The 25,616-nt window shown below is 67.1% G+C and carries 22 protein-coding genes; 7 read left to right on the top strand and 15 right to left on the bottom strand.

The window, feature by feature from the left end:
- The first annotated feature begins 285 nt into the window (after positions 1-285).
- A complete protein-coding gene (locus E0H73_RS36725) occupies positions 286-837 on the top strand; it encodes a dihydrofolate reductase family protein (protein ID WP_131364343.1) in 552 nt (183 codons plus the stop codon).
- Here the strand turns inward: E0H73_RS36725 and E0H73_RS36720 are convergent.
- Genes E0H73_RS36720 through E0H73_RS36685 form a run of 8 tightly spaced genes read right to left on the bottom strand, consistent with a single transcriptional unit; the run spans position 814 to position 10,363 of the window.
- Positions 814-1,500, bottom strand: coding sequence for a GntR family transcriptional regulator (locus tag E0H73_RS36720; protein ID WP_131364341.1), 687 nt, complete (start codon positions 1,498-1,500; stop codon positions 814-816). The genes E0H73_RS36725 and E0H73_RS36720 overlap by 24 nt on opposite strands.
- A 49-nt stretch (positions 1,501-1,549) precedes the next feature.
- Entirely contained in the window at positions 1,550-2,467 is a 918-nt protein-coding gene (locus tag E0H73_RS36715; RefSeq protein ID WP_131364339.1) for a D-2-hydroxyacid dehydrogenase, read from the bottom strand.
- Positions 2,467-3,345 carry a carbohydrate ABC transporter permease gene (locus E0H73_RS36710; protein ID WP_131364337.1) on the bottom strand — a complete coding sequence of 293 codons (879 nt, stop codon included), beginning with the start codon at positions 3,343-3,345 and terminating at the stop codon, positions 2,467-2,469. Before E0H73_RS36710 ends, E0H73_RS36715 begins: the two co-directional genes overlap by 1 nt.
- The gene (locus E0H73_RS36705; protein ID WP_131364335.1) at positions 3,345-4,244 is read right to left on the bottom strand and encodes a carbohydrate ABC transporter permease; all 900 of its coding nucleotides are present in this window, start codon (positions 4,242-4,244) and stop codon (positions 3,345-3,347) included. Before E0H73_RS36705 ends, E0H73_RS36710 begins: the two co-directional genes overlap by 1 nt.
- A gap of 27 nt (positions 4,245-4,271) precedes the next feature.
- A complete protein-coding gene (locus E0H73_RS36700) occupies positions 4,272-5,540 on the bottom strand; it encodes an ABC transporter substrate-binding protein (RefSeq protein WP_202867733.1) in 1,269 nt (422 codons plus the stop codon).
- 10 nt (positions 5,541-5,550) lie between these two features.
- A complete protein-coding gene (locus tag E0H73_RS36695; RefSeq protein WP_131364332.1) occupies positions 5,551-7,386 on the bottom strand; it encodes an alpha-amylase family protein in 1,836 nt (611 codons plus the stop codon).
- Positions 7,383-8,231, bottom strand: coding sequence for a 2-hydroxy-3-oxopropionate reductase (locus E0H73_RS36690; protein WP_131364330.1), 849 nt, complete (start codon positions 8,229-8,231; stop codon positions 7,383-7,385). The genes E0H73_RS36695 and E0H73_RS36690 overlap by 4 nt, the downstream gene beginning before the upstream one ends.
- The gene (locus E0H73_RS36685; RefSeq protein ID WP_131364328.1) at positions 8,228-10,363 is read right to left on the bottom strand and encodes an alpha-amylase family protein; all 2,136 of its coding nucleotides are present in this window, start codon (positions 10,361-10,363) and stop codon (positions 8,228-8,230) included. Before E0H73_RS36685 ends, E0H73_RS36690 begins: the two co-directional genes overlap by 4 nt.
- Positions 10,364-10,443: 80 nt before the next feature.
- On the opposite strand from E0H73_RS36685, the gene E0H73_RS36680 reads away from it, so the two are divergent.
- Positions 10,444-11,235 carry a hydroxypyruvate isomerase family protein gene (locus E0H73_RS36680; protein WP_131364326.1) on the top strand — a complete coding sequence of 264 codons (792 nt, stop codon included), beginning with the start codon at positions 10,444-10,446 and terminating at the stop codon, positions 11,233-11,235.
- Here E0H73_RS36680 and E0H73_RS36675 read toward each other — a convergent pair.
- Positions 11,232-12,140, bottom strand: coding sequence for a LysR family transcriptional regulator (locus tag E0H73_RS36675; RefSeq protein ID WP_131364324.1), 909 nt, complete (start codon positions 12,138-12,140; stop codon positions 11,232-11,234). The two genes, E0H73_RS36680 and E0H73_RS36675, sit on opposite strands and share 4 nt — an antisense overlap.
- A 78-nt stretch (positions 12,141-12,218) precedes the next feature.
- Here E0H73_RS36675 and E0H73_RS36670 point away from each other — a divergent pair, with 78 nt between their 5' ends.
- Both E0H73_RS36670 and E0H73_RS36665 read left to right on the top strand, forming a co-directional pair.
- Positions 12,219-13,259 carry a DMT family transporter gene (locus tag E0H73_RS36670; RefSeq protein WP_131364322.1) on the top strand — a complete coding sequence of 347 codons (1,041 nt, stop codon included), beginning with the start codon at positions 12,219-12,221 and terminating at the stop codon, positions 13,257-13,259.
- Between the two features lie 813 nt (positions 13,260-14,072).
- Positions 14,073-15,125, top strand: coding sequence for an alpha/beta hydrolase family protein (locus E0H73_RS36665; RefSeq protein WP_238164507.1), 1,053 nt, complete (start codon positions 14,073-14,075; stop codon positions 15,123-15,125).
- Here E0H73_RS36665 and E0H73_RS36660 read toward each other — a convergent pair.
- From E0H73_RS36660 to E0H73_RS36650, 3 genes are all read right to left on the bottom strand, one after another.
- Positions 15,106-15,951, bottom strand: a complete 846-nt coding sequence (locus tag E0H73_RS36660; protein WP_165555962.1) for a methyltransferase domain-containing protein — start codon at positions 15,949-15,951, stop codon at positions 15,106-15,108. The genes E0H73_RS36665 and E0H73_RS36660 overlap by 20 nt on opposite strands.
- Positions 15,952-16,040: 89 nt before the next feature.
- The gene (locus tag E0H73_RS36655) at positions 16,041-16,715 is read right to left on the bottom strand and encodes a hypothetical protein (RefSeq protein ID WP_131364318.1); all 675 of its coding nucleotides are present in this window, start codon (positions 16,713-16,715) and stop codon (positions 16,041-16,043) included.
- Positions 16,716-16,723: 8 nt separating this feature from the next.
- Positions 16,724-17,077: a hypothetical protein gene (locus E0H73_RS36650; protein ID WP_131364316.1), complete on the bottom strand. Its 354-nt coding sequence runs from the start codon at positions 17,075-17,077 to the stop codon at positions 16,724-16,726.
- Positions 17,078-17,233: 156 nt separating this feature from the next.
- Here E0H73_RS36650 and E0H73_RS36645 point away from each other — a divergent pair, with 156 nt between their 5' ends.
- Entirely contained in the window at positions 17,234-19,198 is a 1,965-nt protein-coding gene (locus tag E0H73_RS36645) for a sensor histidine kinase (RefSeq protein WP_131364314.1), read from the top strand.
- Between the two features lie 122 nt (positions 19,199-19,320).
- Positions 19,321-20,004 (top strand): response regulator transcription factor, encoded by a 684-nt coding sequence (locus E0H73_RS36640; protein ID WP_131364312.1) that lies wholly within the window; start codon positions 19,321-19,323, stop codon positions 20,002-20,004.
- A gap of 4 nt (positions 20,005-20,008) precedes the next feature.
- Here E0H73_RS36640 and E0H73_RS36635 read toward each other — a convergent pair whose 3' ends face one another.
- Entirely contained in the window at positions 20,009-21,004 is a 996-nt protein-coding gene (locus E0H73_RS36635) for a helix-turn-helix transcriptional regulator (protein ID WP_131364310.1), read from the bottom strand.
- 60 nt (positions 21,005-21,064) lie between these two features.
- Here E0H73_RS36635 and E0H73_RS36630 point away from each other — a divergent pair, with 60 nt between their 5' ends.
- A complete protein-coding gene (locus tag E0H73_RS36630; protein WP_131364308.1) occupies positions 21,065-22,195 on the top strand; it encodes an epoxide hydrolase family protein in 1,131 nt (376 codons plus the stop codon).
- Positions 22,196-22,234: 39 nt separating this feature from the next.
- Here the strand turns inward: E0H73_RS36630 and E0H73_RS36625 are convergent, their stop codons facing one another.
- Positions 22,235-24,943 carry a caspase, EACC1-associated type gene (locus E0H73_RS36625; RefSeq protein WP_131364306.1) on the bottom strand — a complete coding sequence of 903 codons (2,709 nt, stop codon included), beginning with the start codon at positions 24,941-24,943 and terminating at the stop codon, positions 22,235-22,237.
- Between the two features lies 1 nt (position 24,944).
- The gene (locus tag E0H73_RS36620; RefSeq protein ID WP_165555961.1) at positions 24,945-25,382 is read right to left on the bottom strand and encodes an effector-associated constant component EACC1; all 438 of its coding nucleotides are present in this window, start codon (positions 25,380-25,382) and stop codon (positions 24,945-24,947) included.
- Between the last annotated feature and the right edge of the window lie 234 nt (positions 25,383-25,616).

The following is a 25,616-nucleotide window of genomic DNA, read 5'->3' as shown; positions in this document are numbered from 1 at the left end:
GCTGTGTCGCGGAGCGGCGCGCGTGAACAGCACGGCGCCGCACAGACCGGTCGTCACCGTCGAGCGTTGCGCGAAACCTCACCCCAGAGAGCGTCTGAACCCCCGACGGGCAGCCGGCCCTCCCCCAGACCCGCCCGTTCGACCCGAGCCTGCCTGCCCGGCCGAAATTCGTCAATCCCTCGGGAACTTGCGGTCGCGCGCCAAGCTGCTCGTGCCCGGGATTGTCAAAGTCGCTCGGATGGGTCCGACCAGGGTTCGTAACAGCAATCAAACCTGGAGGACATCATGCGGAAGATCATGTACTACGTGCACCAGTCGCTGGACGGGTTCATCGAGGGGCCGAACGGCGAGTTCGACTGGGCCGAGCTCGGTCCGGAGCTGGGCGAGTACTCGATGGGGCTGACGGAGCGGTCCGATACCTTCCTGTACGGACGCAAGGTCTGGGAGCTGATGTCGTCGTACTGGCCGAACGCCGAGTCGATGAACCCGGACGAGCACGCGGTCGCGTTCGCGCCGGTTTGGCGTACGACGCCCAAGGTCGTGTTGTCGACCACGCTGGAGAGCGCGGACTGGGACACCCGGATCGTCCGGACCGCCGAGGAGATCAGGGCGATCAAGGACCAGCCGGGCAAGGACATCCTGATCACTGGTAGCTCGAGTGTCGCCGCCGCGTTGACCGAGCTTGGTCTCGTCGACGAGTACCACGTGATCGTGCACCCGGTGATCCTCGGCGGCGGCAAGCCCGTCTACCACCCGACCGACCGCCGTACCCTGCGCCTGGCCGAGACCCGCGCGTTCGACGGTCGCACCGTCCTACTGCGGCACGACCTCGTCTGACGCCTGCTGCAGGGTGGTGAGCAGCCGGCCCTGGGCCTGCTCGAGGTGGTACGCAAGGTGGTCGGCGGCAGCGTCGGGATTGCCATCCTCGATCGCCTTGAGGATGGCGGCATGCTCCTCGGCGACCGTGGTCGGCGCAGCCTTCCGGTGGGCCTGGTACTGGCCCATCGTCAGGTGCACCTCGCCGATGATCAGCTCGTGCATCCGGGACAACCGCCGGCTCCCGACCGCGGCGACCAAAGCGGTGTGGAACGCGATGTCCGCCTCGACCTGGTTCTCGAAGAGACGGTCGCGAGCGGCGTACTCGATCGCCACCTGCGCGCGGGCCGCGTCGGCCGGCACCTCACCGGTCACGGCCAGCGCGGACACCGCCGCCTTCTCGATCGTCATCCGGCTGAAGAACAGATCCCGGATCTCGGCCTGGTCGAGCACCGGGACGACAGCCGTCTTGTGCGCCGTACGCCGGAGCAGGCCGAGTGCAGTGAGTCGCTCCAGCGCGGCCTTCGCGGTCGGCCGGGCCACGTTGTACTCGGTGGCCAGCCGGACCTCGGTGAGCTTCTCGCCCTGCGGGATCTCGCCGTTCACGATCCGCTTGCGAACCGACTCGTACAGCGCATCGGTCAGCGAGGACGGCCCGAGCTCCAGGCGCGCTTCGGTACTCACTGCACCCCCTGTGGAATCCAACTGGTCAGGCAAGTGTACGGGCGTGGCACTAATATCCGGCGGACTTGTCGACGATGTTGTGCAGCGGCTCGCCGGCCACGAAACGACGCAGATTCTCGGCCACGATCTCCTGGCTGCGGCGCCTCGTACCGGTGCTGGTGGCTCCGTTGTGTGGCGTGACGATGACGTTGGGCAACGACCAGAACGGGCTCTCCGGCGGCAACGGTTCGACGCCGTGTGCATCCAGCCCGGCCCCCGCGATCTGCCCGGTCCGCAACGCCTCCAGCAACGCGTCGTCGTCCGCGATCCCACCGCGCGAGATGCAGATGAAGTACGCGGACGGCTTCATCCGCGCGAACGCGTCCCGGTCGAACACCCCTGCCGTCGAGGGCGTCCGGGGTGCGGTGACCACGACGAAGTCCGATTCGGCCAGCAACCGGTCGAGTGAGCACAACTCGTCGACGTTCGGCGATGGTTGCTCAGGGCGCCGACGTACGCCGAGAACTCGCATGTGGAAGGCCTTCGCCTTCAGCGCGAGGTCGATCCCGGAGTTGCCGAGGCCGTAGATCCCGACCGTCAGACCGGCCAACTCACTGTGCAGGAAGTGGTCCCAGCGGTGCTCCGCCTGGGCGCGCATCCAGCGCGGCACGTCGCGGTTCAGCATGAGCATCAGCAGCAGCGAATGTTCGGCCAGCGAGATGCCGCCGTTGCCCGCACTCGACGTCAGCACCACCGGGGACGCCAGCATCTCCGGCGTCAGGTCGGCGTCGACACCGGCCGACGGACTGTGCACCCACCGCAGCTTCGGCGCCTTCGCCAGCACCGGCGGCGGCACCCGGCCGATCACGGCCTCCATCTCACCGAACAGGTCCGACGCATCGTCGAGGGAGTCGACGAAACGCAACTCGGCGCCGGCGGCCGCCTCGACGTACACCGGCGACTCTTTGCCCACCACAACGATCCTCATCACTTCAGCCCCGTCGTGGCGATCCCGCGGATCAGGTACTTCTGCGCGACCACGAAGAAGATCAGGATCGGAACCAGCGACAGCAACGACATCGCGAACAGCATGCCCACCCCACTCTGGGTCTCGGAATCGACCATGGAGTTCAGCGCCACCGGCACGGTGAACACCTGCGTCCTGGTCAGGTAGATCAACGGTACGAAGAAATCGTTCCACGTCCAGATGAACGTGAAGATCGTGGTGGTCACCAGCGCCGGCCGCATCAGCGGCAGGACGACGTACCAGAAGGTCAGGAACGGGCCGGCGCCGTCGATCCAGGCGGCCCGGTCGAGCTCGCGTGGCAGGGTCCGGATGAACTGCACCATCAGGAAGACGAAGAAGGCGTCGGTGGCCAGGAACTTCGGGATCAGCAGCGGCCAGTAGGTGTTCACCAGGTCGAGCTGGGAGAAGAAGATGTACTGCGGGATCACCAGCACGTGGAACGGCAGCATCACCGAGGCCAGTGTGATCGCGAAGTACACCTTCCGCATCCGGAACTGCAGCCGGGCCAGCGCGTACGCCGTCAACGAGCAGGAGAACAGATTGCCGGCAATCGAGCCGAGGGTGACGATCAGCGAGTTGACGAAGAACACCGAGAACGGCCGGTTCAGCGCATGCCAGCCTGCCTTGAAGTTCTCGAACGTCAGGTCGGACGGGATGATGCCCGGCTCGGTCAGGATCTGCTCGGGCGGTTTGAACGCGCTCACCACCATCCACACCAGCGGATAGATCATGAACGCCACGAAGACCAGCAGCCCGGTGTGCTTGAGGACGGACCGGAACCGGCCCTGCCGGACCGGTGCCGGGCTGCTGATCACCTCACCTGCGGTCAGAGTCGCCATCAGCTGTCTCCGTAGAAGACCCAGTACTTCGAGACCAGGAAGTGCAGTGCGGTGACCACGGCGATCGCCACCATCAGCACCCACGCGAGCGCGGACGCGTAGCCCATGTCGAAGGCAACGAATCCCTGCTGGTACACGTACAGCGTGTAGAACAGCGTCGAGTTGGCCGGACCGCCGGTGCCACCGCTGATGATGTGCGCCTGGGTGAAGGTCTGGAATGCGCCGATTGTCTGCAATATCAGATTGAAGAAGATGATCGGTGTGAGCAGCGGGACAGTCACGTGGGTGAACTGCCGCCACACTCCAGCACCGTCGACCTTCGCCGCCTCGTACAGCTCGTCCGGGATCTGCCGCAGGCCGGCCAGGAAGATCACCATCGGCGAACCGAACGTCCAGACGTTGAGCACGATCAACGTGGCCAGGGCGGTCCTTGGATTCTGCAGCCAGCTCTCGCCGTGGATCCCGATCAGCGCCAGACCCTTGTTGATCAGTCCGTCGTCGCCGAAGATCTCCCGCCACAGGATCGCGATCGCGACGCTCGAGCCCAGCAGCGAGGGCAGGTAGAACGCGCTGCGGTAGAACGCGAGTCCGCTCAGCCCGCGGTCGAGGATCAGTGCCAGCAGCAACGCGAAGCCGAGTTGCAGCGGCACCGACACCACGACGTAGATCAGGGTCACCTTCACCGACGCCCAGAACTGGTCGTCGTGGATCATCCGCTGGAAGTTCTCCAGCCCGGTCCACTCCGGCGGGTTCAGGATGTCGTAGTTCGTGAACGCCAGATAGAGCGACGCGAACAACGGCACCGCGGTGATCAGCAGGAAACCCAGCTGCCACGGGATCAGGAAGACATGCGCCGCCCTCCCCTGGCGGTTGAGGTGGAACGCCGACCGCGACCTCATGCGGCCCGCTTGATCCCGGCGTTCACGTCATCGAGCAACTTCTTCGCGCCGTCCGGGACGCTCGTCTTGCCGAGCGCGATCTCCTCGCAGATCCGCGTCATCGTCGTCCGCCAGGTGCTCGATCCGGGCGGTGCCTCGTACCGCGGCTTGCGCTCGGCGGCTCGCTCCTTCTCGACGACCGCGAGCATCTCCTTCTCGTCCGGGCTGGCGAACGCCTTCGCCTGCTCGGCCACCTTCGGGTTCGTCGGCGCGCCCATCGTCAGCCGGACGGTCTTCAGCATCTCCGGATTGTTGACGTTGTAGTCGAGGACCTTGCCGGCCGCCTCGAGGTTGCCGTCGTCGATCCGCTGGTAGATCGCCATCCGCGGGAAGTACAGGTACTTGTGCCCGGCCTCCGCGGTCGGTGCGATCGGGGCCGCCCCGCAACCGGAACTTCTCCTTCGGGAACATCTTCGCGTCGTCGATGATGTGGTTGGAGTTGCCGAAGTTCACCAGGACCTTCTTCCCCACCTGCGCCCAGTCCGGGCCCATCCCCTCCTGCTCGCTGAGCGAGAGCGCGCCGCCGGCCTTGCGCAGCTTCTCCCACCAATCGAGCCAGCTCGCCAGTCCGTCGACGGTGAACCCGGCCTGCCCGTCCTGGGTCCACAGCTGCTCACCCCGCTGCCGCAGCCACGCCTCGAAGGTCAGGTCGTGGTCCGGTGCGTACGGCGTACCCTTCCGCTTGCCGGGGTTGTTCTTGCTGTAGGCAACCAGGAGCTCGGCCAGGCGGTCCCAGGTCCAGCCCGGTCCCTCGGCCGGGATCGTGACCCCGTCGGCCTTGGTGACGGTCTCGTTGTAGCGGATCACCGGCGTGAAGATTGCGAACGGCAACGTGTTCAGCTCGCCGGCGAGCTTGAACGTCTCCTGGTCCTCCTTGCTGTAGTCATCCCACTTCAGCGTCGGGATGTCGTCCAGCTTCCGGTACAGCTTGCTCTTGTGGTACGTCATCACCTGCGGCGACGCGATCCAGAAGATGTCCGGTACGTCGCGCGCCGCGATCTGGGTCGTCATCCGCTCCTGGAACGCGGTGTACTCCGCGAACTCCGGCTCGATCGCGATCGACGGGTTCGCCGTACTGAACTGCTTCAGCGCCTTGGTGTAGTTCTGCTGCCGGATGTTGTTGCCCCACCACGCATAGCGCAGCGTCACGTTCCCGCCGTCACCCGACGGCCCACCACTACCACCACTACACCCGGCCACCGCGGCCGCCGAGAGTCCTGTGGCCAGTGACAGCTTGAGAAATCCTCGACGATCCATCTCGCTCTCCTCACACCCAGATCAGTACTTCGAACAAGCCGATCTCTGGTAGCTGCACCCAGCCGTCGGTCACCGGCAGGTGCTCACGGGATCGCAGCGCTTCGACTTCCCGCACGCCGTCCGGCAGCCGTAGCCGCGCCGGACCGACGGGGACGGGCGGAGCGAACCGCTGGTCGGTATCCCCCGATCTGTTCAGCAGATGCACGACCGTCCCGGCCGCGGACCGGCCCAGCACGATCTCGATCTGCTCCGGCAGGTCCGTCTCCATTGACGTCCCTCCGGCCGTGATCACCTCGTCGACAAAGAGATCCCGATGCACACCCAGCCCGACCTCGCGGTACGAGCGCCCGATGGTCCACGGAAACAACACTGTGTTTCCCAGCCTGACGACCCCCGGATGCTCGAGCTGCGCGTGCCCGTGACATTTCTCCGGCGGCCCGTACGGCGCCCTCGACAACGCGCGCAATCCTGTTGCTGCATCAGTTGGCGGCTCCACGACCTGAAACGCGCCGAATACCGGCACCCCGCCCTCGAGATGCAGCGAGCGTGTGTCCTCTTCCGTCTCGTAACCAGCCAGCCGTCGTACGGGCAGTCGCGCCACCTCGGTGGCACCCGTGGCCACGATCCCGCCGGCATAGCTCCCGAGATCAACCGGTCCGAGATCGGGAAGCACGACCATCCGATAGCGGCCCAGGTCGACATCGTGGAGCCGCTCCTGCGGCAGCACATCGAACGGGACATGCCGCTGGAGCAAGGACAGATAGAGACCCTGGAACTCCGGCAACGAGCCTTCCTTCGGCCTGACCAGCACGGCTTCGGCCGCCGGCACCAGATCGCGATAGACCTCCTGATGATCGCGATGGAACCTGGTCAAGTCCCCCGCGACCTGCAGGCACGCGTACGGATTGTCCGACGGCGTCCCCATGATGTACGTCGACGGGTTCGCGCCGCGAGCGATTGCCTGAAGCAAGTACTGCGCGAAGTGCTGCGGGTCCTCGCTCGCCATCCGGTACGGCATGTCCACGAACCCGACCGAGTTCGTCAGCACCGGGACCGTCGGCCGGTAGGTCTTTGCGGCACTGACGGCCTCGCTGGTGCGGTGGTGCCACAGCGGACGGCCGACGGCGTTGTTCGCCTCGTGGAACACGATGTCGGCCTGGTCGCCGAGCACGAGCGGCGCCTCGGGCCGGCGTGCCGCGAGGTGATCCCGGATCCGCTGCGTCAGGTCGGCGAGAACTGTCTTCGAGAACAGTCGCCATTCCTCATAGCCCGGTGAATTCCGCCCGTCCGGCAGCGGACCGTCGTACCGCTCCTGGCAGGAGACGCAGTGGCAGACGCCGTGGTCCACGCGGCTGTAGTCGACCTCGTTGAACGACATCCAGTTGCAGAAGAAGCCGTCGAGCGGGTAGCGATCGAGGACCTCGTCGAGGACCTCGAACAGCTTCACCTGGTAGTAGTCGCCGCTCGGGCAGACGCTGGTCAGGCCGTTGTAGACCTGGCGCGCGCCGTGCGGTCCGACGAAGCACCAGTCCGGGTGAGCCTCGGCCCGGCGGTGGTCGATCTTGGAGAAGTCCATCCGGCCCATCACCCGGATCCCGCGCCGCGCAGCCGCCTTCACCGCGTCGCCGACCAGGTCGCCGGACGGACGTTCGGCCAGGTGCGGGTTGCGGGTCTGGAAGTCGAGGTCGGTCGGGTAGTTCGACAGGATCCCGCCGACGCTCAGCAACCACGTATCGGCGCCGAACTCCTCCAGGTAGTCGAGCACCTTCTCGACGTCGAGCCCGGCGTCGATCTCGCGCAGGTTGGTCTGGAACATCCGGAACGGGTCCTGCCACCAGAGCCTCATGCCGGCCCCCGGCGCAGCGTGCGGTACAGCGCGGAGTGGTCGAGATCGCCGTCGCCGTCAGCGATCGCGGCGTTCATCAACTGCTGGGTCGCGGCGGTGTTGGGCAGGGCCAGATCGAGCTCGGCGGCGGTCTGGACGGCGAGCCCGAGATCCTTGCGGTGCAAACGGATCCGGAACCCGGGCTCGAAGGTCTCCTGCACCATCCGCTCGCCATGGAGCTCGAGGATCCGTGAACTCGCGAACCCACCCATCAACGCCTGCCGGACCACGGCCGGATCCGCTCCGGCCCGCTGGGCGAAGAGTAGGCCCTCGGCCACCGCTTCGATGGTGAGGCCAACGATGATCTGGTTGGCGACCTTCGCCGTCTGCCCGGCGCCGGCTCCGCCGATCAACGTGATGTTCTTCCCGAGCACGTCGAAGATCGGCCGGGCCCGCTCGAACACCTCCGGGCGTCCGCCGGCCATGATCGTGAGCGTCCCGCCCCGAGCTCCGACCTCACCGCCGGAGACCGGCGCGTCCAGGTAGTCGCAGCCCAACCGCTCGATCAGCTGCGCGAACCCGATGGTCGCGGTCGGCGAGATCGAACTCATGTCGATCACCAGCGAGCCGGCCTGCAGCCCTTCGGCGACGCCGCCCGGCGCGAACAGCGCCGACTCGACATCCGGTGTGTCCGGGACCATCAGGATCACGACCTCGGACCGCTTCGCGACCTCCTTGCCCGACGCGCACACGTGCGCCTCGACATCGGTCCGGCCGCGGTAAACGGACAGTTCGTGCCCGGCAACAATCAGATTGTCGACCATCGGACGACCCATCACGCCGAGACCGATGAAGCCGATCCTCATGCGTCGCCCCAATCCACATGCACGACCTCGAGCAGACCTGCGGTCGGGATCACGATCTCCGCGCGTCCGTCCACGACCGTCGGCTCGACATCCACTCCGGCGACCAGCAACCACGCCTTCACCGGCCGATCGGGTACGGCGATCGACACGCGCTGGGGTGGCAGCGGGAGGGTCTCGCGGATCGGGCCACGCATCGCCATCGGGTTGGTCAGGTTGACCAAGGCAACGGCCACGCCGGTGTCACCGCGATGGACCGCGACGTCGACCAGGCCGGCGCCGTCGACGGTCACCTCCGGTGCTTTGCCGAGAGCCCAACTGGCCGCGTTCGCAATCAGCCGGCCGTGGTCGGACTGGAGTGCCTCCCAGAAGATCGCGCCGAGGTTGAACGGGAAGTAGACCGTCCGGCCGCCGTTCGCGTTCTCGGTGCAGATCACCGCGGGCCGGTCCGGCGCCTCCCGCGGATACACCTCCTCCATCGGCAGGTCGGGGAAGTCGGGGATGAACCTCCACGGAACGACCCCGGTCGCCTCGACACCGTCGGCTCGAACTGCGGATTCGGCCCGGAGTTCGACGCGGAGTTCGACGCCCAGGATGTTGGTGCCGCCAATGATGCGGGTTGTTCCCTCGAAGCCCGCGTTCAGCGGATGCTCGTCCATCAGCGCGATGTAGTTGTTCTTCACCGCACGACTCGACTCGCTCAACCGAACCCCGAGCACGTCACCGAGCCCGAAGTCCGCCCGCGCGTGCCCATGTTCGTCGTACAAAGAACTCTGGTACGACGCCACGAGTGAACCGCCCTGGGCGACGTACTCACGCAGGACTGCGCACTGATCGTCGCTGAGTTGCTCCGCGTTCGCGAGTACGACGAGCTTGAACGGGCTGAGTCGTTCAGCGGACAGGAGTTGGTCCGAGACGAACTCGAACGGGATCCGTGCCTCGACCAGTGCGTGGTAGAAGCCGTCCTCGTGATCGTGATCGCCGGCGTGGAGTTGGCCCGTGCGGGTCGGGTCGAGCAGGGCCACCTCGGCGGTGATGCGCAGGTCGCGCAGTACCGGCTCGACGGTCGCGTGCAGATTGAACGCGTCGACAATCGGCTGCACCCAGCGGTGGTCCGGCACGCTCGCGTTGAACTTGGTGAACCAGGGCAGCGCGCCGTGGGCGAATCCGTCAACAATCCACGTCTTCACCTCTTCGCCCGGCGCGACCGAGTCCTTCCAGCGGTACTGGTGCTCCGGGCCGACCGAGGTGATCAGGCGAACCGGCCGATCCGGGAAGACGCCGCGGTTGCGCTTGCCGTTGCGGCCCGCGGCCCAGGGCGCCTCGATCCCATGCCGGCCTTGTTTGTCGATGATGAACAGCGGTGCGAGTGGCTCGGCCAGATCTTGGGCCAGGTCGCGCGCGGCGAGTGCACCCAGGTTCGGGACGAAGCGAGCGTGCGGACGGAGATCGCGGACCGCCTGGTCCCAGATGCCCACGAGTTCGCCGAGTCGACGGTGGCGCCAGGCCACGTACTCCGGCCAGCCCTCGGCGTACTCGGCGGCGGGCAACTCGAGGCCGGTCTCGTCGCGGAACGACTTGCGCGCGGCCTCGCTGTAGGAGATGCCGTAGTACCCCTCCCACCGGTTCGCGAAGACCGCGTCGACGCCGTAGTCGCGGACGATCTCGCGGATCACCTGGGTGATGAACTCCCGGTGGTACGACGTGAACCCGCAGGTCAGCCAGATGCCGGGGTACGCCCAGTGCTCGATCGGGTTCCCGTCACGGTCGCGAGCGAGCCACTCCGGATGCGCCTCGGCCGCGTCGGCGTGGATCGCGTGCGGGTCGACGCGGGCCATCACGCTCATGCCGAGGCTGCGCGCGCCCTCGACCAACGTGCCGAACGGGTCGGTGTCGCCGAGGTACTTGCTGCGGTGGTGGTACTCGAGCCGGGTCGGGTAGTAGGCGACGTACCCGCCGGCGCTGATGCAGGTCGCGTTCGACTTGCTGTCGCGCATCAACTGCAACCAGAAGTCCGCGTCGAAGTGCGCGGGATCGTCCTCGGCCAACGTGATCTGGGCCCACCGCGTGGCCGCCAACGGCCAGTCCGGATCGGAATCGGCGGCTGGGGCCTGCTGCTCGGGCTCGGTGTGCATCGCGCCTCCGGAGTCGTCGGGTTCTAAGATTGTCAGACAAGAGTGCACGACTGGCAAGAGCTGGTGTTAGCCTTTTCGTCATGGACTACCGGGGTCACGAGCTGAGCGCGAACGTCTCGATGCTCTTCACCGAGCTGCCCTATCCGGACCGGTACGCCGCCGCCGCGCAAGCCGGATTCCGCGTCGTCGAGTCGTGGTGGCCGTTCGCCGCACCCGATCCGTCCGTGGCCGAGATCGACTCCTTCGTGCGGACCGTTGAGGTGGCAGGAGTGTCGCTGGGCGCGCTGAACTTCTACGGCGGCGACATCCCTGGCGGGGAGCGCGGCGTTGCCTCACACCCTGATCGGCAGGATCAACTCGCGGCCAACGTCCGGGCTGTGGTGGCCATCGCCGAACGGACCGGGTGCCGGTTGTTCAACCTGCTCTACGGCCAGCTCGACGATCGCTGGTCACCTTCGGAGCAGGCCTTGTGCGCGACGGATGCGATCCGGTCGGCGGCGTCTGGGGTAGCCGCGATCGGCGGCACGGTGTTGATCGACCCGCTCACCAAGGGGTTGAACGGCCGCTATCCGTTGTGCACCGCGGACGACGTACTCGCGGTGCTCGGTCGATTGCAGGATGTCGACAATCTGTCGATGCTGTTCGACACGTTCCATCTGGGCAGCAACGGGGTCGATCTGGTCGCGACGGCGTCGACGGTTGACGTCGCGCACGTACAGCTGGCGGACAGTCCGGGGCGCGGCGAGCCGGGCTCAGGTTCGCTGCCGATCGACGAGACGCTGGATGCGTTGAAGGCCGCGGGCTATCAGGGCGTCGCGGCCTGCGAGTACAAGCCGACGACCGACACGATCGCAAGCCTGGCTTGGATCTAAAGGCTTTCGCCGGCAGCTTTGCGGAGGGCGTCCGCGACGGCGGCGACCGCGGGGGTCTGGGTACGGCGCGTCAGCAGGAAGACCTCACGGCCGACGGAACCCTCAGCCGGAAGCTTGACGGCGACTCCTGACGGCTTGCCGTGGCCCAGGACCAGGTCCGGGAGGAGCGCGCCGGCACCCGTCGTACGAACCAGCTCGAGCAGGATCAGGAAGTCGTCGGAGCTGTAGCGCAGATCTGGTTCGAATCCGCCGAGCTCCCGACACACCCGCACCTGCATCTCGCGATGGCCGGTGCCGGGTTGACAAGACGCCCACGGAACGTCGGCCAGCCGTGCGATCGACACCCGGTCGGCTGCAGCCTCGGGATGATCCTTGGGCAGCACGACGCGGATCTCTTCGCGCAGCAACTGCTCGCGGACCAGGTCGGCATGTATGGCCCGCGGCTGACCGTCGTACTCGTCGCCGATCACCACGTCCAACTGCTGCAGCCTGAGTGCCGGGGCGGCCTGCTCTACTTCGGCCTCGGCCGCCTCGATGCGGATCTCGGGATGACTGGCGGCCAGGGCCTGCACGGCCGGGGCGACGATGCGCAGGAACGCGGACTGGAAGGACGCAACGCGAACCACCCCAGCCACCCGCCCCGCGGCGACCGCGGCAAGCTCCGCCTCTGCCGCCTCCACGCCCTCGAGCAGCGCGGCGGCATGCCGGACCAGAACCTGACCGGCTGGAGTCAGCCGGACGTTGCGCCCGATGCGTTCGAGCAGCGGCGTCCCGGCCTCCCGCTCCAGCACGGACAACTGCTGCGAGATCGCGCTCGGCGTGTAGCCGAGGGCGCGGGCCGCGCCGTGCACGGTGCCGCGGCCGTGGACTTCGCGCAGGAGTCTGAGGCGATGCAGATCCAGCATCTGTTCAGAATAGCTACACGATGCTGTCCATGAAGCCGCGATGGACGTGAACAATCGGTTGGCCTGACCATCGATGCCGTGGGCGCCCTCTTCTGTCTTCTGTCCGCCGCCGGGTTCGGGGCGATGGCCGTGTTCGGCAAGCTGTCGTACGACGCTGGTGTGTCGGTCGATGCGCTGTTGCTCGTCCGCTTCGGCCTCGCCGGTGCGGTGCTGCTTGCGATCGCGCTGGCCCGCGGCGCGCTTCGCAATCTCCCCCGCCGGGCTGTGCTCGCCGGTCTGGGCATGGGTGTCTTTGGCTATGCGGCGCAGGCCGGTCTGTACTTCTCCGCTTTGGCCAGGATCGACGCGTCGCTGGTGGCGCTGATCCTGTACGTCTACCCCGTGCTGGTCATGGCTGGCGCCGTCGTACTGCGACGAGAGCGGGCATCGCGGCGGCGGGTCTGGGCGCTGGGCTTGGCGCTGGCCGGAATCGGGTTGGTGCTCAGTGGGGCGGCGGCTGGTCGGTTCGACATCGTTGGCGCGCTGCTGGCGTTGGGTGCGGCGATTGTCTACACCGGCTACATCCTGGTTGGTGATCGGGTCGACATCTCCCCGCTCGCGCTTGCCGCGCTGGTCTGCTGCGGGGCGTTCGGCACGTTCCTGCTGACCGGGCTCATGCGCGGCGGCACCGCTCTCGGCTTCGCGCCGGCCGGGTGGTTGTGGCTGGGCGCGCTGGCATTCGTCAGTACGGTCGCTGCGATCCTGTTGTTCTTCGCTGGAATGGGCCGGGTCGGCCCGTCGGTCGCCTCGATCCTGTCGATCCTCGAACCGGTCGTAACGGTGATCGCGGCGGCCGTGGTCTTCGGCGAGGTCCTTACACCGATCCAGTGGCTCGGCGGCGCGCTGGTCCTGTCCGCCGTACTAATCGTCCAGTGGCCCAGCCGGTCGGCTGATCAGGCTGGGCGCCAATCCTCCGCTCAGTCCGGGCGAGGGTCGCGTGCTCAGGCTGGGCGGCAGACTGGGGCCGTGGCGAGGTCGGCGTTGGCTCGGGTCGCTGCGTTGAGGTTCTTCGGAGCGGAGGACCAGGCGGCGACCCACAGCTCCTGCGCGTGCTCCGAACCGAAGTCGCCTGCCGCGTGAGCAGCCATCATCGACAGATGGTGAGCCCAGTCGGCGGCAGCCGCCCGATCGGCAGTCGCGACCCGGCTGAGGACCACCATCCGCTGCTTGCAGGCCGCAGCCGTACTCCCGGTAAGTTTCGCGCACCCACCCGCAGCCCTGGCCTGCGCGGTCACGGCAGCATTCAGCGCCGCGATATCTCCTGGTCCGGCCAGCCGAGTCCGCTTCCAGATCGCTTTAGTCACCTCTTCGGAATTCCTGCCACTCAGTAAATCGGTCCGAGCCTGAACGTGTTCGCGCCAATGCCCAGCCGCCTTCCGCGCGGCAGCAACGACCGCCTCAGTCGTCCGGATCTCCGCAGTACAAGCATCTGCGGGCGCTCCGCCGGTGACATTCCGCACCGGCTTCGACACGCTCACTGTCGGCGCCGGATGGCTCGCATTGTGTGCGGAATGGTCAGCAGTGGGCGGAGGCTGAACCGTCGGCTCGTCACCCGACCCGAGTTGCGCAATGGCCACGCCTGCTGCGATGACGACGGCAGCGATGACCCCCACGACGACCAGCAGCATCGGCCGCCGTTCCCGGTGTAGTGCCCGTCTGGCTCGCGACATATTTCAAGTCCCCCAACTTGAACAATCGACCGTCCGGCCCAAAATGCTGCCACGGCGCGCGGAAAAGCGCGAACGATTCACGGTACGCGGCAGTAATCGTGCATTCTGTACTTCGCCTTGAATTACGGCTGATCACAGGCCGGATCGGGCCGGACACACCCCGCCGACAATCGTTGCCGGATCTTTCGCCGGATTCGCGGCGGACGACGGCAGACTGGATGACATGAACCGGCGGATGGCGTGGGCGGGAGTCGCCGCACTCGTGACGACGGCCGCGGTCGCGTGTACCAGCGACGACAACGCGGCACCCCCTGCGTCCACTCCGAGCACGGCCACCTCGACCTCGGCCACGCCATCCGCTGTTCCGTCGTCCACTCGCTCCACCCCAGCGCCAACGCCTCCGCCGACGACCGCGCCGCATCCCGTCTCACTGCAGTCGCTCATCGCGAAGAAGTACGACGGAGGCAACCTCCGCCTCGTCCGCGTACTGGCGCGCAATCCCGCCTACACGCGCTACCACGTGACGTACTCCAGCGGCCGGCTGACGATCTCCGGGATCATGAACGTGCCGACGACGCCCGGCCCACACCCTGCCCTCGTCCTGAACCACGGCTACATCGACCCGGCCGTCTACACCAACGGCCGCGGCCTGATGCGTGAGCAGGACTACCTCGCGCGCCGCGGGTACGTCGTACTGCACACCGACTACCGCAACCACGCCCAGTCGACGGATGACCCACGTGCCGAACTCAACCTGCGCCTGGGCTACACCGAGGATGTGATCAACGCGGTCCTCGCGCTCCGGACCTCGCAGTACGTCGATCCGGAGCGAATCGGACTGCTCGGCCGGTCGATGGGCGGCGGGATCACCTACAACGTGCTCGTCGCACAACCCGGGCTGGTCAAGGCAGGCGTTGTCTTCGCGCCGGTCAGTTCCGACACTGTCGACAATTTCAATCGCTGGACCCGGGATGAGCGGCCGGTCGCCACGGCCATCGTGCGCACGTACGGCGAGCCGGCCCGGAATCCGACGTTCTGGCGCAACGTGTCACCGGTGAACTTCTTCGGCCGGGTCACCGAACCCGTCCTGATCCACCACGGCACATCGGACTCGACCTGCCCGATCTCTTGGTCGCGTGAGACTCTCGCCGCGCTGAAGGCCGCCGGCAAGGACGCCACGATGTACACCTACCCCGGCGAGGAACACGCCTTCGGCCCGGCCTGGCCGACCTCGATGGCCCGGACGGTCGCTTTCCTCAAACAGCACGGGGTTTGAGTGCGCTGACGGCGTACATCGTCAGGGACATGTGGAAGGCTCCTCGGTCGGCTGCCTCGGCTAGGCCCTGGGCGAAGTTATCTGCCTCGGCGGGCGTGATGACGCCGGCCTGGGCGGCGGTCAGATGCATCATCGCGATGAAGCCTTGGCGTGCGCCTTCCTGCGCTTCGATCCAGGTGGACGCGGTCTCGCCGGTGATCTCGAGGCCGGCTTCGGCCAGCAGGCCGCGGAGTTGCCTTCCGGAGAACGGGTTCGCGGACTCGGACAGGAAGTAGCCGACCATTCGCTGCAGTACGTCGGGATCGGCCGGGTGGATGATCGCGGTCGCCCAGTCCGTGTCGATGAGCGCGATCCGGCCGCCGGGACGGAGTACTCGCGTCATCTCTTTTACCACTGCAGTCGGATTGTCGACGTGCTGCAGGACGCGCTCACACCGGAGAACATCCACAGACTCGTCCCCGAACGGCAGCGCCTCCGCATGACCGTCGACGTACTCCACCTGCACACCGGCCGACCGCCGGGTTGCCTCGGTGCGGAGGCCGGGGCTTGGCTCGACGCCGATCGCGTGACCGTCCGGTCCGACCAACTCCGCGAAGGCGACCACATCCTCACCCGTGCCCGAACCAACGTCGACCGCCGTCTCCCCCACCGCCGGCGCCAACTTCCGGAGCGCCCACGTCTTCAGCGTCTTCACGGCCGGCCGCGACGCCATCACGTCGAGGATGAACGCCTGCCGCTCGATGTTCTGCTCGGCGACGTGCGTCAGCTTGAAGCTCCCCCGCGTCGCGTCGACCACGGGCTCGTCCGGCACCTGAGTCTCAGTCATCTGATCTCCCCCTTCAGTACGCCGAGAGTAGCGCCGGACGAGCCCGCCCCCGAAGCCCTTTCCCTGAAGGCCGTTGAGGACACGGCCCTTCAGGGCAACGGCTGCCATTCGTCGTTGGTCATCCGAAGGATCGCCCACCCCACCGCGGCGAACCCGGCTGCCTGCAGACCCCAGCCGAACAGATCCAGCGTGTGGTTGGGCACGATGATCGCCGCGATGAAGTGGATCGGCTGCGACACCATCACCGCCACCGCCGCCCACCGAGCCACGATCCGCGACCGCCACATCGCGATCCCCAGCACGACCGTCCCGACGACATGCCCCAAGACGAAGATCGCACCCGCCAGATTCATCGATCCGTGCGTGACGTCGACCGCCTTGGTGATCGACGCGACGTCCAGCCCCGCCGTCCCCGCCGACCAGGTGAACAGATCGCTCGACGCCGTCCACGGCAGCGACAGATACCCCGGTACGACCAGGAAGAGCGCGATCGCGGTCAGCCACGGAGCCCCCCGGCGAGTGAGCCGGCCGACAGCGTAGGCACCCGGCACCAGCGTCAGGATCCCGATGAATCCGAGCCAGATCACCATCGAACTACGATCAAGATTGTCGACAATCTTCGTGACGATCGTCGACACGTCGTCCACCGTGTCGTACGGCAGGAAGTACCGCAGCAGGGCGATCGCGGCCGGCCCGATCGGCAGGATCAGAGCCGCGACCCATCGCTGGACGGGGCGTACGTCGGTGCCCGTCGTACGTGTCATCGTCTGGCTCATCGCGCACCGACCAACTCACGCGACGGCAGGAGTACCGCGATCACACCGACGATCGTCAGTGCGACACCGATTCCCGCGGCGGCGACGGCCGGCGCCGGGACATCGGACGCGAAGAACGCCGGTACGGCGAACAGCGCCGACGCGATCCGCAGTGTGATCAGCGGAGCCAACGCCCACCGCTGTCCCTGCCAGGCGAAGCCGACCATCACCAGACTGACCAGCCCGACCACGGCCGCACCGACCGCGATCTCCATCGGCGGGTGCTCCCCATCGGTCAGCAGCGGCGTGAACAGATCCACCACCGACAGCAGCCCGAGCACAACCAGCCCGGCCTTGTTCGTTCCAGACATCTCGCTACCCCCTCAACAGGTTCTGACCGCTCCACCGTCACGCCCCGGCCTGGCGCTGCGCTTGGGGTTGCGCTCCCAGCGGTCCAGGCAGCTCCCCGGCCGATCCGGGATCGCGTTCCCGAGACGCCAGGACACCTCCGGGCGCACACTGCCGGTATGAACGCATCCAGCTCCACGTCGAGGCGCTTGCTCGCGGGCGGTCTGGGTGCGTTCGCCGTCGCCGAGGTTGTCGCCGGAGTGGCGATCGCCGTAGCGATCGGGTTGAGCTGGTCGGAGGCCGTGGACGCCTTCGTGGTGACGAACGGCCTGATGGGCCTGACCTTCGGACTCTGCGGCGCAGTCATCGCCTGGCACCGGCCGTCGAACCCGATCGGCTGGCTCTTCATCGCCGACGGCATTGGTCACGCCACCACCGCATTCGGCGGACCGCTCGCGGTGGCCCTCCCGGACGACAGCGCGATTCAGCGCGTGACCGTCACCGTCGCCCTGGCCGCGTGGCCGTGGTCGATCGGCCTGTTCCTCCCGCTTGCCCTGCTCCTGTTCCCCACCGGCCATCTGCTCTCGCCCCGGTGGCGTTGGGCCGCGATCGGCATCATTGTCACCGCACCCCTGTTCGTTCTCGAGATGGTCGGCAGCGGCGACACCCTCTCCCCCGGCGTATCGACCGGTTACCTGACCATCCCGTCGTACGACGCCCTCGGGCCGCTGTGGACGGCGACCGAACTGCGCAACCTGGTGGCAATACTGCTCGCCATCGTCTGTCTCTTCGTCCGCTACCGCCGCGCCGACGAAATGGGCCGCCGGCAACTCTTGTGGCTGCTGCTGGCCTCCGTCATCGCGCTCCTCTTCGTCACGCCGTGGTCCTTCGTCGCCGGAACGCCGATCTTCGTATTGTTGACAATCCCGCTCATCCCGATCTCCGTCGCGGTCGCGATCGTGCGGTACCAACTGCTCGACATCCGGCTCGTCGTCTCCCGCGCACTGACCTGGGCGCTGCTGTCCTTGGTTGCCATCGGCGCTTATTCCGCCCTGGCCGCGCTGCTCGGCACCTTGATCTCGTCCCACGTCGGCCGATCCGCCGCGATCACCGTGCTCCTCGCACTGATCCTCGCGCCGATCCTTCCCCGCCTCCAGCGTCTCGTCGACCGCGCCCTGTACGGCGACCGCCGCGATCCCGCCCGCGTCGCGTCCCGGGTCGGCGAACAACTGTCCGTCGGCCTCCCCGGCGTCGTCGCCGCCATTCGCTCCGCCCTCCGCTTCCCGTACGTCGGTCTGATTGTCGACAACACGACTGTTGCCACGGACGGCATACCACCGCAGACCGTCGTACCGCTGGAGCTCGAGTACGGCGGCCGTGTGGTCGCGACGCTCGAGGTCGGCCTGCGGTCCGGCGAATCCACGGTGTCGTCGACGGACCGCGACGTCCTCGCGCTGGTCGCCGTACCGCTCGCCGCGGCCGTGCATGCAACCCGATTGTCGACGGAACTGCAGTCCTCCCGGGAGAAACTGGTCTCCGCACGGGAAGAGGAGCGCCGGCGAATCCGCCGCGATCTGCATGACGGCCTCGGCCCTACGCTCACCGGTGTGGCGTTCACTGCCGACGCGGCCGCCAACCTGGTATCGGCTGATCCGGTCAAGGCGGCGGACCTCCTGGCCACCCTGCGCGCCGATACTCGTACCGCGATCGCTGACGTACGTAGGCTTGTTGACAATCTGCGACCACCCGCGCTGGACGAACTCGGCCTGGTCGGAGCACTACGGCAACGCGCCGACCAGTTGTCCTTCCGCGCAGACGGCGCGTTCGTCCACGTGGAGGTTTCGGCCGACGGCCTGCCCGCACTGCCCGCGGCTCTGGAGGTCGCCGCCTATCGGATCGCCACCGAAGCGCTGAACAACGTCGTCAAACACTCGCACGCGACCAGCGCCGTACTAGCTCTACGCTGCGGCCCCGACCTCGAAGTCGAAGTCACCGACAACGGCCCACCCAACGGCGCCTGGCGCCCAGGCGTAGGCCTCCAAGCCATGCACGACCGAGCCACCGAACTAGGAGGCCACGTAGCAGCCGGCCCCACCCCCACCGGCGGCAAAGTCCAAGCCCACTTCCCCCTAACCCCAACATGACGCCCCGCCTCGCCGTCACCTGCAGCGAACCCGCTCGGACATCCCGCGGCGGAGACCGGCTTCGCCCGGAGCCGACGCCATCCCGTTCCGCCACCCCGGTCTGACCTTCGTCTGGAGCTGATATGACGCCACCCGCCGACCAGCTTTCGCCTGGCGCCGAGATCATCCGCGTTGTGCTTGCTGACGACCATCCGGTTGTCCGCGCGGGGCTTGCCGCCTTGCTCACCTCCTTGCCGGGCATCGAGGTGGTAGGTGTCGCCAAGACCGGGCGGGAGGCAGTGCGCGAGGTCATCACCAGCCGACCGGACGTCGCCGTACTGGACCTGCAGATGCCCGACCTCGACGGATTCGCCGCCACCCGCGAGCTGGTCCGTTCCGCACCGGAAGTCGCCGTACTCGTGTTGACAATGTTCGAGGACGACGACTCCGTCTTCGCCGCGATGCGCGCCGGCGCCCGCGGCTACCTGGTCAAAGGCGCCGAACAGGAAGAGATCGCCCGCGCAATCCGAGCCGTCGCCGCCGGCGAGGCGATCTTCGGCCCCGGCATCGCCCGCCGAGTCCTCGGCTTCTTCTCCGCCCCACCACCCACGGCAGACCCGTTCCCCGAACTCACCACCCGCGAACGCGAGATCCTCAACCTCCTCGCCGCCGGCCTCTCCAACCCCGCCATCGCCACCCGCCTGGACCTCGCCCCCAAAACAGTCGCCAACAACGTCTCCGCCATCTTCACCAAACTAGGCATAGCCGACCGCTCCACCGCCATAATCCAAGCCCGCAACGCCGGCCTGGGCACAGACCACCCCTGAGCCCCTACCGAACAGCGTTCAGATAGCGATTGCCGATCGTTCGCAAGTGATCGATCAAGGCAGGCGGACCGTCGACGTGGAAGTCGAGGCCGAGCATTCCGATGTAGACGGCAACGATCTCCAGGGTCTCGGCGCCGGTGACGAGGACGCTGGTGTTGTCGTCCACTGACTCCACAATCCCAACGGCAGCATGGATCCGGGACAAGACCTCCTGCGCAGGAGCGAAGACAGTGATCCGCGCGTGCACCTTCCACCCGGTGGTGGCAACATCTCGCAGTACAAACTCGGTGTAGTCGTCACCCGGCATCGGCCGAGGCACATATCGCCGGCCTGTTGCCATCCGCAACGACATCCAGTCGACCCGGTAAGTCCGCCATACGTCGGCTTCATCCCGCGCGACGAGGTACCAGTACCGCTGCCAGCTGACCAAACGATAGGGCTCAACGAGAATCGGCAGCTCGCCCCCAACCCCCGACCCCGGACCACGAATCGGCACATCCACAGGGATCTCATAGTCGAAGCGCAGATAATGCTCATCCCGAATGCAGGCCGCAATAGCCGTCAGCACCCCAGGATCGATCTCCGGATCCGCCACGTTGGAGCCGGTGTTATCCGGACCCTTCTCCATCGTGCTGCTGATCGCGTTCACCTGCCGCCGGAGCCGATGCGGCAGCACCTGCTCGAGCTTCGTCAACGCCCGCGCACTGCTCTCCGCCATCCCGGCAACACCAGCCCCCGTCCGCAACCCGACAGCGACCGCGACCGCCTCCTCGTCATCCAGCAGCAACGGCGGCAGCTTGGCACCAACGCCCAATTGATAGTGCCCAGCGGCACCGCGCGTCGCATCGACCGGATACCCGAGCTCGCGAAGCCGGTCGATGTCGTTGCGGATCGTCCGCGTCGTCACCTCCAACCGCTCGGCCAACTCCGTGCCGGTCCACGCCGGCCGGGCCTGCAGCAACGCCAGCAGAGACAGCAACCGCGACGAGGTTTCGAGCATGCAGAAAATCATCGCACAAACAGGAACGTAATGTTCCTATATGGATTCTACGGTGAAGCCATGACCACGAACGAGAGCATCCGGCCCTTCACCGTCGACATCGCCCAGGCTGACCTGGACGATCTGCTCGCCCGCCTCGCGCGGACGCGGCTGCCCGAGCCGGCCCCCGGCGACAACTGGGACCTCGGCACCCCGAACCACTACCTTCGCGAGATGGTCGACCACTGGCAGCAAGGGTTCGACTGGCGCGAGCAGGAGGCGCGGATGAACGCCTTCCCGCACTACCTGACCGAGATCGACGGCCAGACCGTCCACTTCATCCACGTGCCGTCCAAGGTCGAGGGCGCAACGCCGCTGCTGTTGCTGCACACCTACCCGGGGTCGTTCGTCGACTTCCTCGACATGATCGGCCCGCTCACCGATCCGGTCGCGTACGGCGGATCCGCCGACGACGCCTTCTCCGTCGTCGTACCGTCGATGCCGGGCTTCGGCTTCAGTACGCCGCTGGTGGACCGCGGCTGGACGATGGCCCGGGTCGCTCGCACATACGACACCTTGATGCGCCGGCTCGGCTACTCGTCGTACGGCACTCATGGCTCCGACGGCGGCGCGATGGTCTCCCGCGAACTCGGCCTACTGAACCCCGAGGGCTTCCTGGGTCTGCACGTGCTGCAACTGTTCTCGTTCCCGTCCGGCGACCCGGCGGAGTTCGAGAAGTTCACGCCCGAGGACTACGCGGCGCTCGAGCACCTGAAGTGGTTCCAGTCGGTCGGCGGGTACAACGCGATCAACGCGACCCGGCCGCAGACCGTTGCCGTCGGCATCTCCGACTCACCGGTCGGGCAGCTCGCCTGGAACGAACTCTTCAACAACTTCGGCGACGGCACCAGCCTGGTCTCCCGCGACCAGATCCTGACCGAGGTCTCCCTGTACTGGTTCACCAACAGCTCTGCCGCAGCCGGCCGCTACCACTACGAAGAGGCGCACGCCGGTACCGAACCCCAGATCAACCACGCCCCCACCGGCGTCGCCGTCTTCACCGACGACTTCAAGACCATCCGCCCGCTGGCCGATCGCGACAACACCAACATCGTCCACTGGTCGAAGTTCGACAAAGGCGGCCACTACGCCACCCTCGAGTGCCCCGACGAGGTCACCAACGACCTCCGCACCTTCTTCCGCAACCTCTGACCCGACCCGAGCCGGCTCACCATCTGGTGGGCCGGCTCATCAGTTCAGTTCGATGGTGCCGACGTGCTTCGGTCCGACGGTGTCGAAGACGAGGATGCCGGGCCGGTACAGCCGGCTCACGTAGATGCGTTGACCGTCCCCACTGACCGCGAGCCAAACCGCCAGGTCCAGATCGGCCCGCACCGTCGAGACGACCTCCCGGTTGCCGACGTCGACGACTCGTAGGACATCCTCGTTGTTCTCGGATCCGAGCAAGTAGAGGTGTTCGCCGTCCGCACTCACCCCGGCAGTGCGCAACCTACCCTCCACAGGGAACGGCGTCGGCCGCGACATCTCCACGGCGGTATTGATCACGGAGTACGTCGAACCGCAGACGACGTACAGGGATCCGTTCGGGCCGGGCACGAGGTCGATGGGCTCTGCGCCCACCTTGATCGGGCTTCGTGCGGCCTGCCTCGTCTTGGTGTCGATCACCGCGACAGTCCCGGAGTCCTTCGCGGCGACATACAGACGGCCGCCGTTCTCGTCGACGGCAAGATCCGATGGGGCCGGGCCGCTCGCCAGCGGACCACCGATCGTCGCCATCGCCTCTGTGTCCACAACCGTGATCGTCTCGGCCTGCGGGCTGAGCACGTAGAGCCGATGGGTCGCGGCGTTCAGCGCGAGGCTGGTCGGGCCGGGAGCGACGAGGATCGGACTACCGATCAGCTTCCAGGCGGAGACATCGACCACGGAGATCGAGCCCGCTCCGGAGTTGCTGACGTACAACCTCGAGCCGTCGGGCGACAGCTCCAACCGGCTCGGCTGGTCCCCGACCGCGAGCGACTTGCCAACCTGCTTTCGGGTCGTCGTGTTGATCCGCACGATCCTGTCGTTGGCGATATCGGAGGCGTAGAGGTAGTCGTTGTCCGGACTGACCACGAGGCCGAGCGCCACCGGCGCTACCGGACCTGGCGGTACCGCGACCACAACCGCCCCACCCAGTACGACGGGGGCCAGCAAGGCGGCCGCGATCGCCCACGGGCGGATCGGCGTACCCTCCGACTTGTTTCGGTACGCCGCGATCCCGAGGATCAGCCAGACGACGAACAAGGCCCCGACGACGATCTCCGGGGAAGTGAACCTGCCGGGACGTTCGAGCAGTCCGATCCACGCAGCGAAGCCGCCGAGCACCCATGCGCCGACGAAGTCCTTCGACCGCGACCGGACCAGTGGACCGGCCATGGCGAGCACAGCCGCGAGGACGCTTAGAATCGCCGGGTACAGAGGCCGGATCCTCGAGTGGCGGTAGTCGTACAGCAGGATCACCAGGATCAGTACAGCCGCTACTGTTCCGAGACCCAGCAGAAGGATCTGCCGACGTGCGGTCAGGTCGCCGGTACGGCGGAGGAGGACCACGCCTTCGATGCCGGCTGTCAGCCAGGCGACGTGGGCGATGCCGATCATCGCGGCGGGCACAGGTTCGTGGGTGGGCGTTCCCGGGACCCAATGCACGAGCCAGCCGAGTGCAAGGACGACGCCGAAGAGAGCCGGAGCGGTCAGCCCTGCGGCGAAGGCCGGTTTGGCCGAGCGTGCCACCGCGCAACACATGACGATGCTGACGGCAACGAGATACCAGCTGAAGTCCACGGCTGCGGCCGCGATCGCGGTGCCGGCCGCGACCAAACTCGAGACGAACACCTGCCACGGCAGATCGGGTGGGCGGAGCCGGCTTCGCCACCGTCTGGCGGAAGCCTTGGCCGCGGCGCTGAACGTTGGCCCGGTCGGACGTCGTACTGGCATCGGCGACGCCGGCCTGCCCGTGCTCGCGGGTGCGTCCAGGACGGCTCGGGCAGTCTCCGAGACGGCCCGGCTGTCGTCGTCGAGAAGGTACTCGAGCCGGCCTCCGGCGATCCGGCGTACCTGGTCGTTGCTTGCCCTGAGCAACTGGCCGAGCGGCTCAATGGCGGTCTGCCGGATGGCAGGCAGTGGACTGTCGAGCGCCGTCGTGATCCGCTCGGGCAGGGTCCAGTGCGCATTGGCCGCGATCACCGTCCGACCCTCGACCTCGGCGAACTGCCTCGGCCGCTGGTTCGGCTGCTCGGCGACGACCGCGCGATAGACATAGTCGTACAACTCGTCGACCGTGATGTCGCCGTCTTCGTCGAGGTCAGCCGCCCCGCTCTGCAAACCCTGGACCAGGTGCCGTGTGAACACCGACTGCGATGCCTGGCCGTGAATCGTGCTGCCCTCGAAGGCGTACTGCGTCGAATCCGTTGCCGTCAGCACCGTCCTGCCTCGGCCGCCCAGTGCCTCGCCGGTGTGGATCGCCGCATCCGCCTTCGCGTACTGCTGAACGGCGTACGCACCGCTGTAGCAGGTGTCCAGGATCAGGATCTTCTGCCGGGACCGGCTCTCCTGCAACGCCTCGTCCACCAACTGCACCGAGAGCGCGCTGAACCGCAGGTTGTCGCGCCTGGTCGTGGACATCGCCAGGTAGAGCCGGCCGTTGTCGTCCTTCAGACCGTGGCCACTGAAGTACAGCAACGTCAGATCGTCGCGCTCACTGGCGGCATAGAACGCGGCGATCTCCTCACCCACCCGGTGCGTGGGTTCGTTGATCAACATCTGTACGTCGAACCCGGCGATCACCGGATCCGCGAGTACCTCAGCCAGCGCCTCCGCATCCTGGGCCGGCGCGGTCAGTCGTCTCAGCCCGGTATCCGCGTAGTCGTAGGTGGCCACCAACAACGCCCGCCGACGCCCCACGTCAGCTCGATTCGTGCTTGCGCAGGAACGCCTCGATCAACTGCTGTCGCTCCCCGGCCGTAGCCCGATCCAGCTCGATCGAGTCCTCACCGATGGTCAGCTTGATCGCCTGCGAGCCGCTCCGGCGCCCGAGCCAGTCCTTCAGAACCGCCATCAGCACCGACACCGCGCCGCCGGCACCGCCCAGCGCCACCGCGATCGTTCCGACCGTGGCCGGGTCTCCTTTGCTTCCCTCCGGCGCCGATTGCTGAACGGCCCGCGTCTCGAACTCGTGCTCGACCAACTCACGCCGCAACTGCCTGATCCCACGATCCGCCAACTCCGGATCGTCCTCCACTACCGCGACGACCACCCACACCCCCACGACCAACCCCTCCCATGACACCGACCACATGATCCCCGGCCCGCGCTCATCCGGCAACGGTCCGTAGCTATCCACTTGCGATCCGCTGGCCACGCAGATACGAAGGGGAGCCCGGAGCGCTCATCGCGCTCCGGGCTCCTTTGGGCTCCACCCTTCTGGAGGGAGGTCCGGGCAGAGCTTCCTATCACGGGCCCCGCCACGAACGGACCCCTCGAACCCCGAACCACCCCCGTACGTCATCCCCTCATTGACGCTACGCCGCACTACCCACGCCGACAACGACTCGCTCCAGTCGCGTCGGACGTTCAA

This window comes from Kribbella pittospori, from assembly GCF_004331465.1.
GTDB lineage: Bacteria > Actinomycetota > Actinomycetes > Propionibacteriales > Kribbellaceae > Kribbella > Kribbella pittospori.
Note: the sequence above shows the minus strand (reverse complement) of the source record. Positions and strands in the feature narration are given on the sequence as shown.

Excerpts from the sequence above, each read along its gene's own strand:
- E0H73_RS36715 (WP_131364339.1), bottom strand. The coding sequence starts at position 2,467 with ATGAGGATCGTTGTGGTGGGCAAAGAGTCGCCGGTGTACGTCGAGGCG.
- E0H73_RS36650 (WP_131364316.1), bottom strand. The coding sequence starts at position 17,077 with ATGTCTGGAACGAACAAGGCCGGGCTGGTTGTGCTCGGGCTGCTGTCG.
- E0H73_RS36680 (WP_131364326.1), top strand. The coding sequence starts at position 10,444 with ATGGACTACCGGGGTCACGAGCTGAGCGCGAACGTCTCGATGCTCTTC.
- E0H73_RS36655 (WP_131364318.1), bottom strand. The coding sequence starts at position 16,715 with ATGACACGTACGACGGGCACCGACGTACGCCCCGTCCAGCGATGGGTC.
- E0H73_RS36690 (WP_131364330.1), bottom strand. The coding sequence starts at position 8,231 with ATGAGGATCGGCTTCATCGGTCTCGGCGTGATGGGTCGTCCGATGGTC.
- E0H73_RS36710 (WP_131364337.1), bottom strand. The coding sequence starts at position 3,345 with ATGGCGACTCTGACCGCAGGTGAGGTGATCAGCAGCCCGGCACCGGTC.
- E0H73_RS36645 (WP_131364314.1), top strand. The coding sequence starts at position 17,234 with ATGAACGCATCCAGCTCCACGTCGAGGCGCTTGCTCGCGGGCGGTCTG.
- E0H73_RS36630 (WP_131364308.1), top strand. The coding sequence starts at position 21,065 with ATGACCACGAACGAGAGCATCCGGCCCTTCACCGTCGACATCGCCCAG.
- E0H73_RS36665 (WP_238164507.1), top strand. The coding sequence starts at position 14,073 with ATGAACCGGCGGATGGCGTGGGCGGGAGTCGCCGCACTCGTGACGACG.
- E0H73_RS36640 (WP_131364312.1), top strand. The coding sequence starts at position 19,321 with ATGACGCCACCCGCCGACCAGCTTTCGCCTGGCGCCGAGATCATCCGC.
- E0H73_RS36705 (WP_131364335.1), bottom strand. The coding sequence starts at position 4,244 with ATGAGGTCGCGGTCGGCGTTCCACCTCAACCGCCAGGGGAGGGCGGCG.
- E0H73_RS36635 (WP_131364310.1), bottom strand. The coding sequence starts at position 21,004 with ATGCTCGAAACCTCGTCGCGGTTGCTGTCTCTGCTGGCGTTGCTGCAG.
- E0H73_RS36660 (WP_165555962.1), bottom strand. The coding sequence starts at position 15,951 with ATGACTGAGACTCAGGTGCCGGACGAGCCCGTGGTCGACGCGACGCGG.
- E0H73_RS36725 (WP_131364343.1), top strand. The coding sequence starts at position 286 with ATGCGGAAGATCATGTACTACGTGCACCAGTCGCTGGACGGGTTCATC.
- E0H73_RS36700 (WP_202867733.1), bottom strand. The coding sequence starts at position 5,540 with ATGGATCGTCGAGGATTTCTCAAGCTGTCACTGGCCACAGGACTCTCG.
- E0H73_RS36675 (WP_131364324.1), bottom strand. The coding sequence starts at position 12,140 with ATGCTGGATCTGCATCGCCTCAGACTCCTGCGCGAAGTCCACGGCCGC.
- E0H73_RS36695 (WP_131364332.1), bottom strand. The coding sequence starts at position 7,386 with ATGAGGCTCTGGTGGCAGGACCCGTTCCGGATGTTCCAGACCAACCTG.
- E0H73_RS36685 (WP_131364328.1), bottom strand. The coding sequence starts at position 10,363 with ATGCACACCGAGCCCGAGCAGCAGGCCCCAGCCGCCGATTCCGATCCG.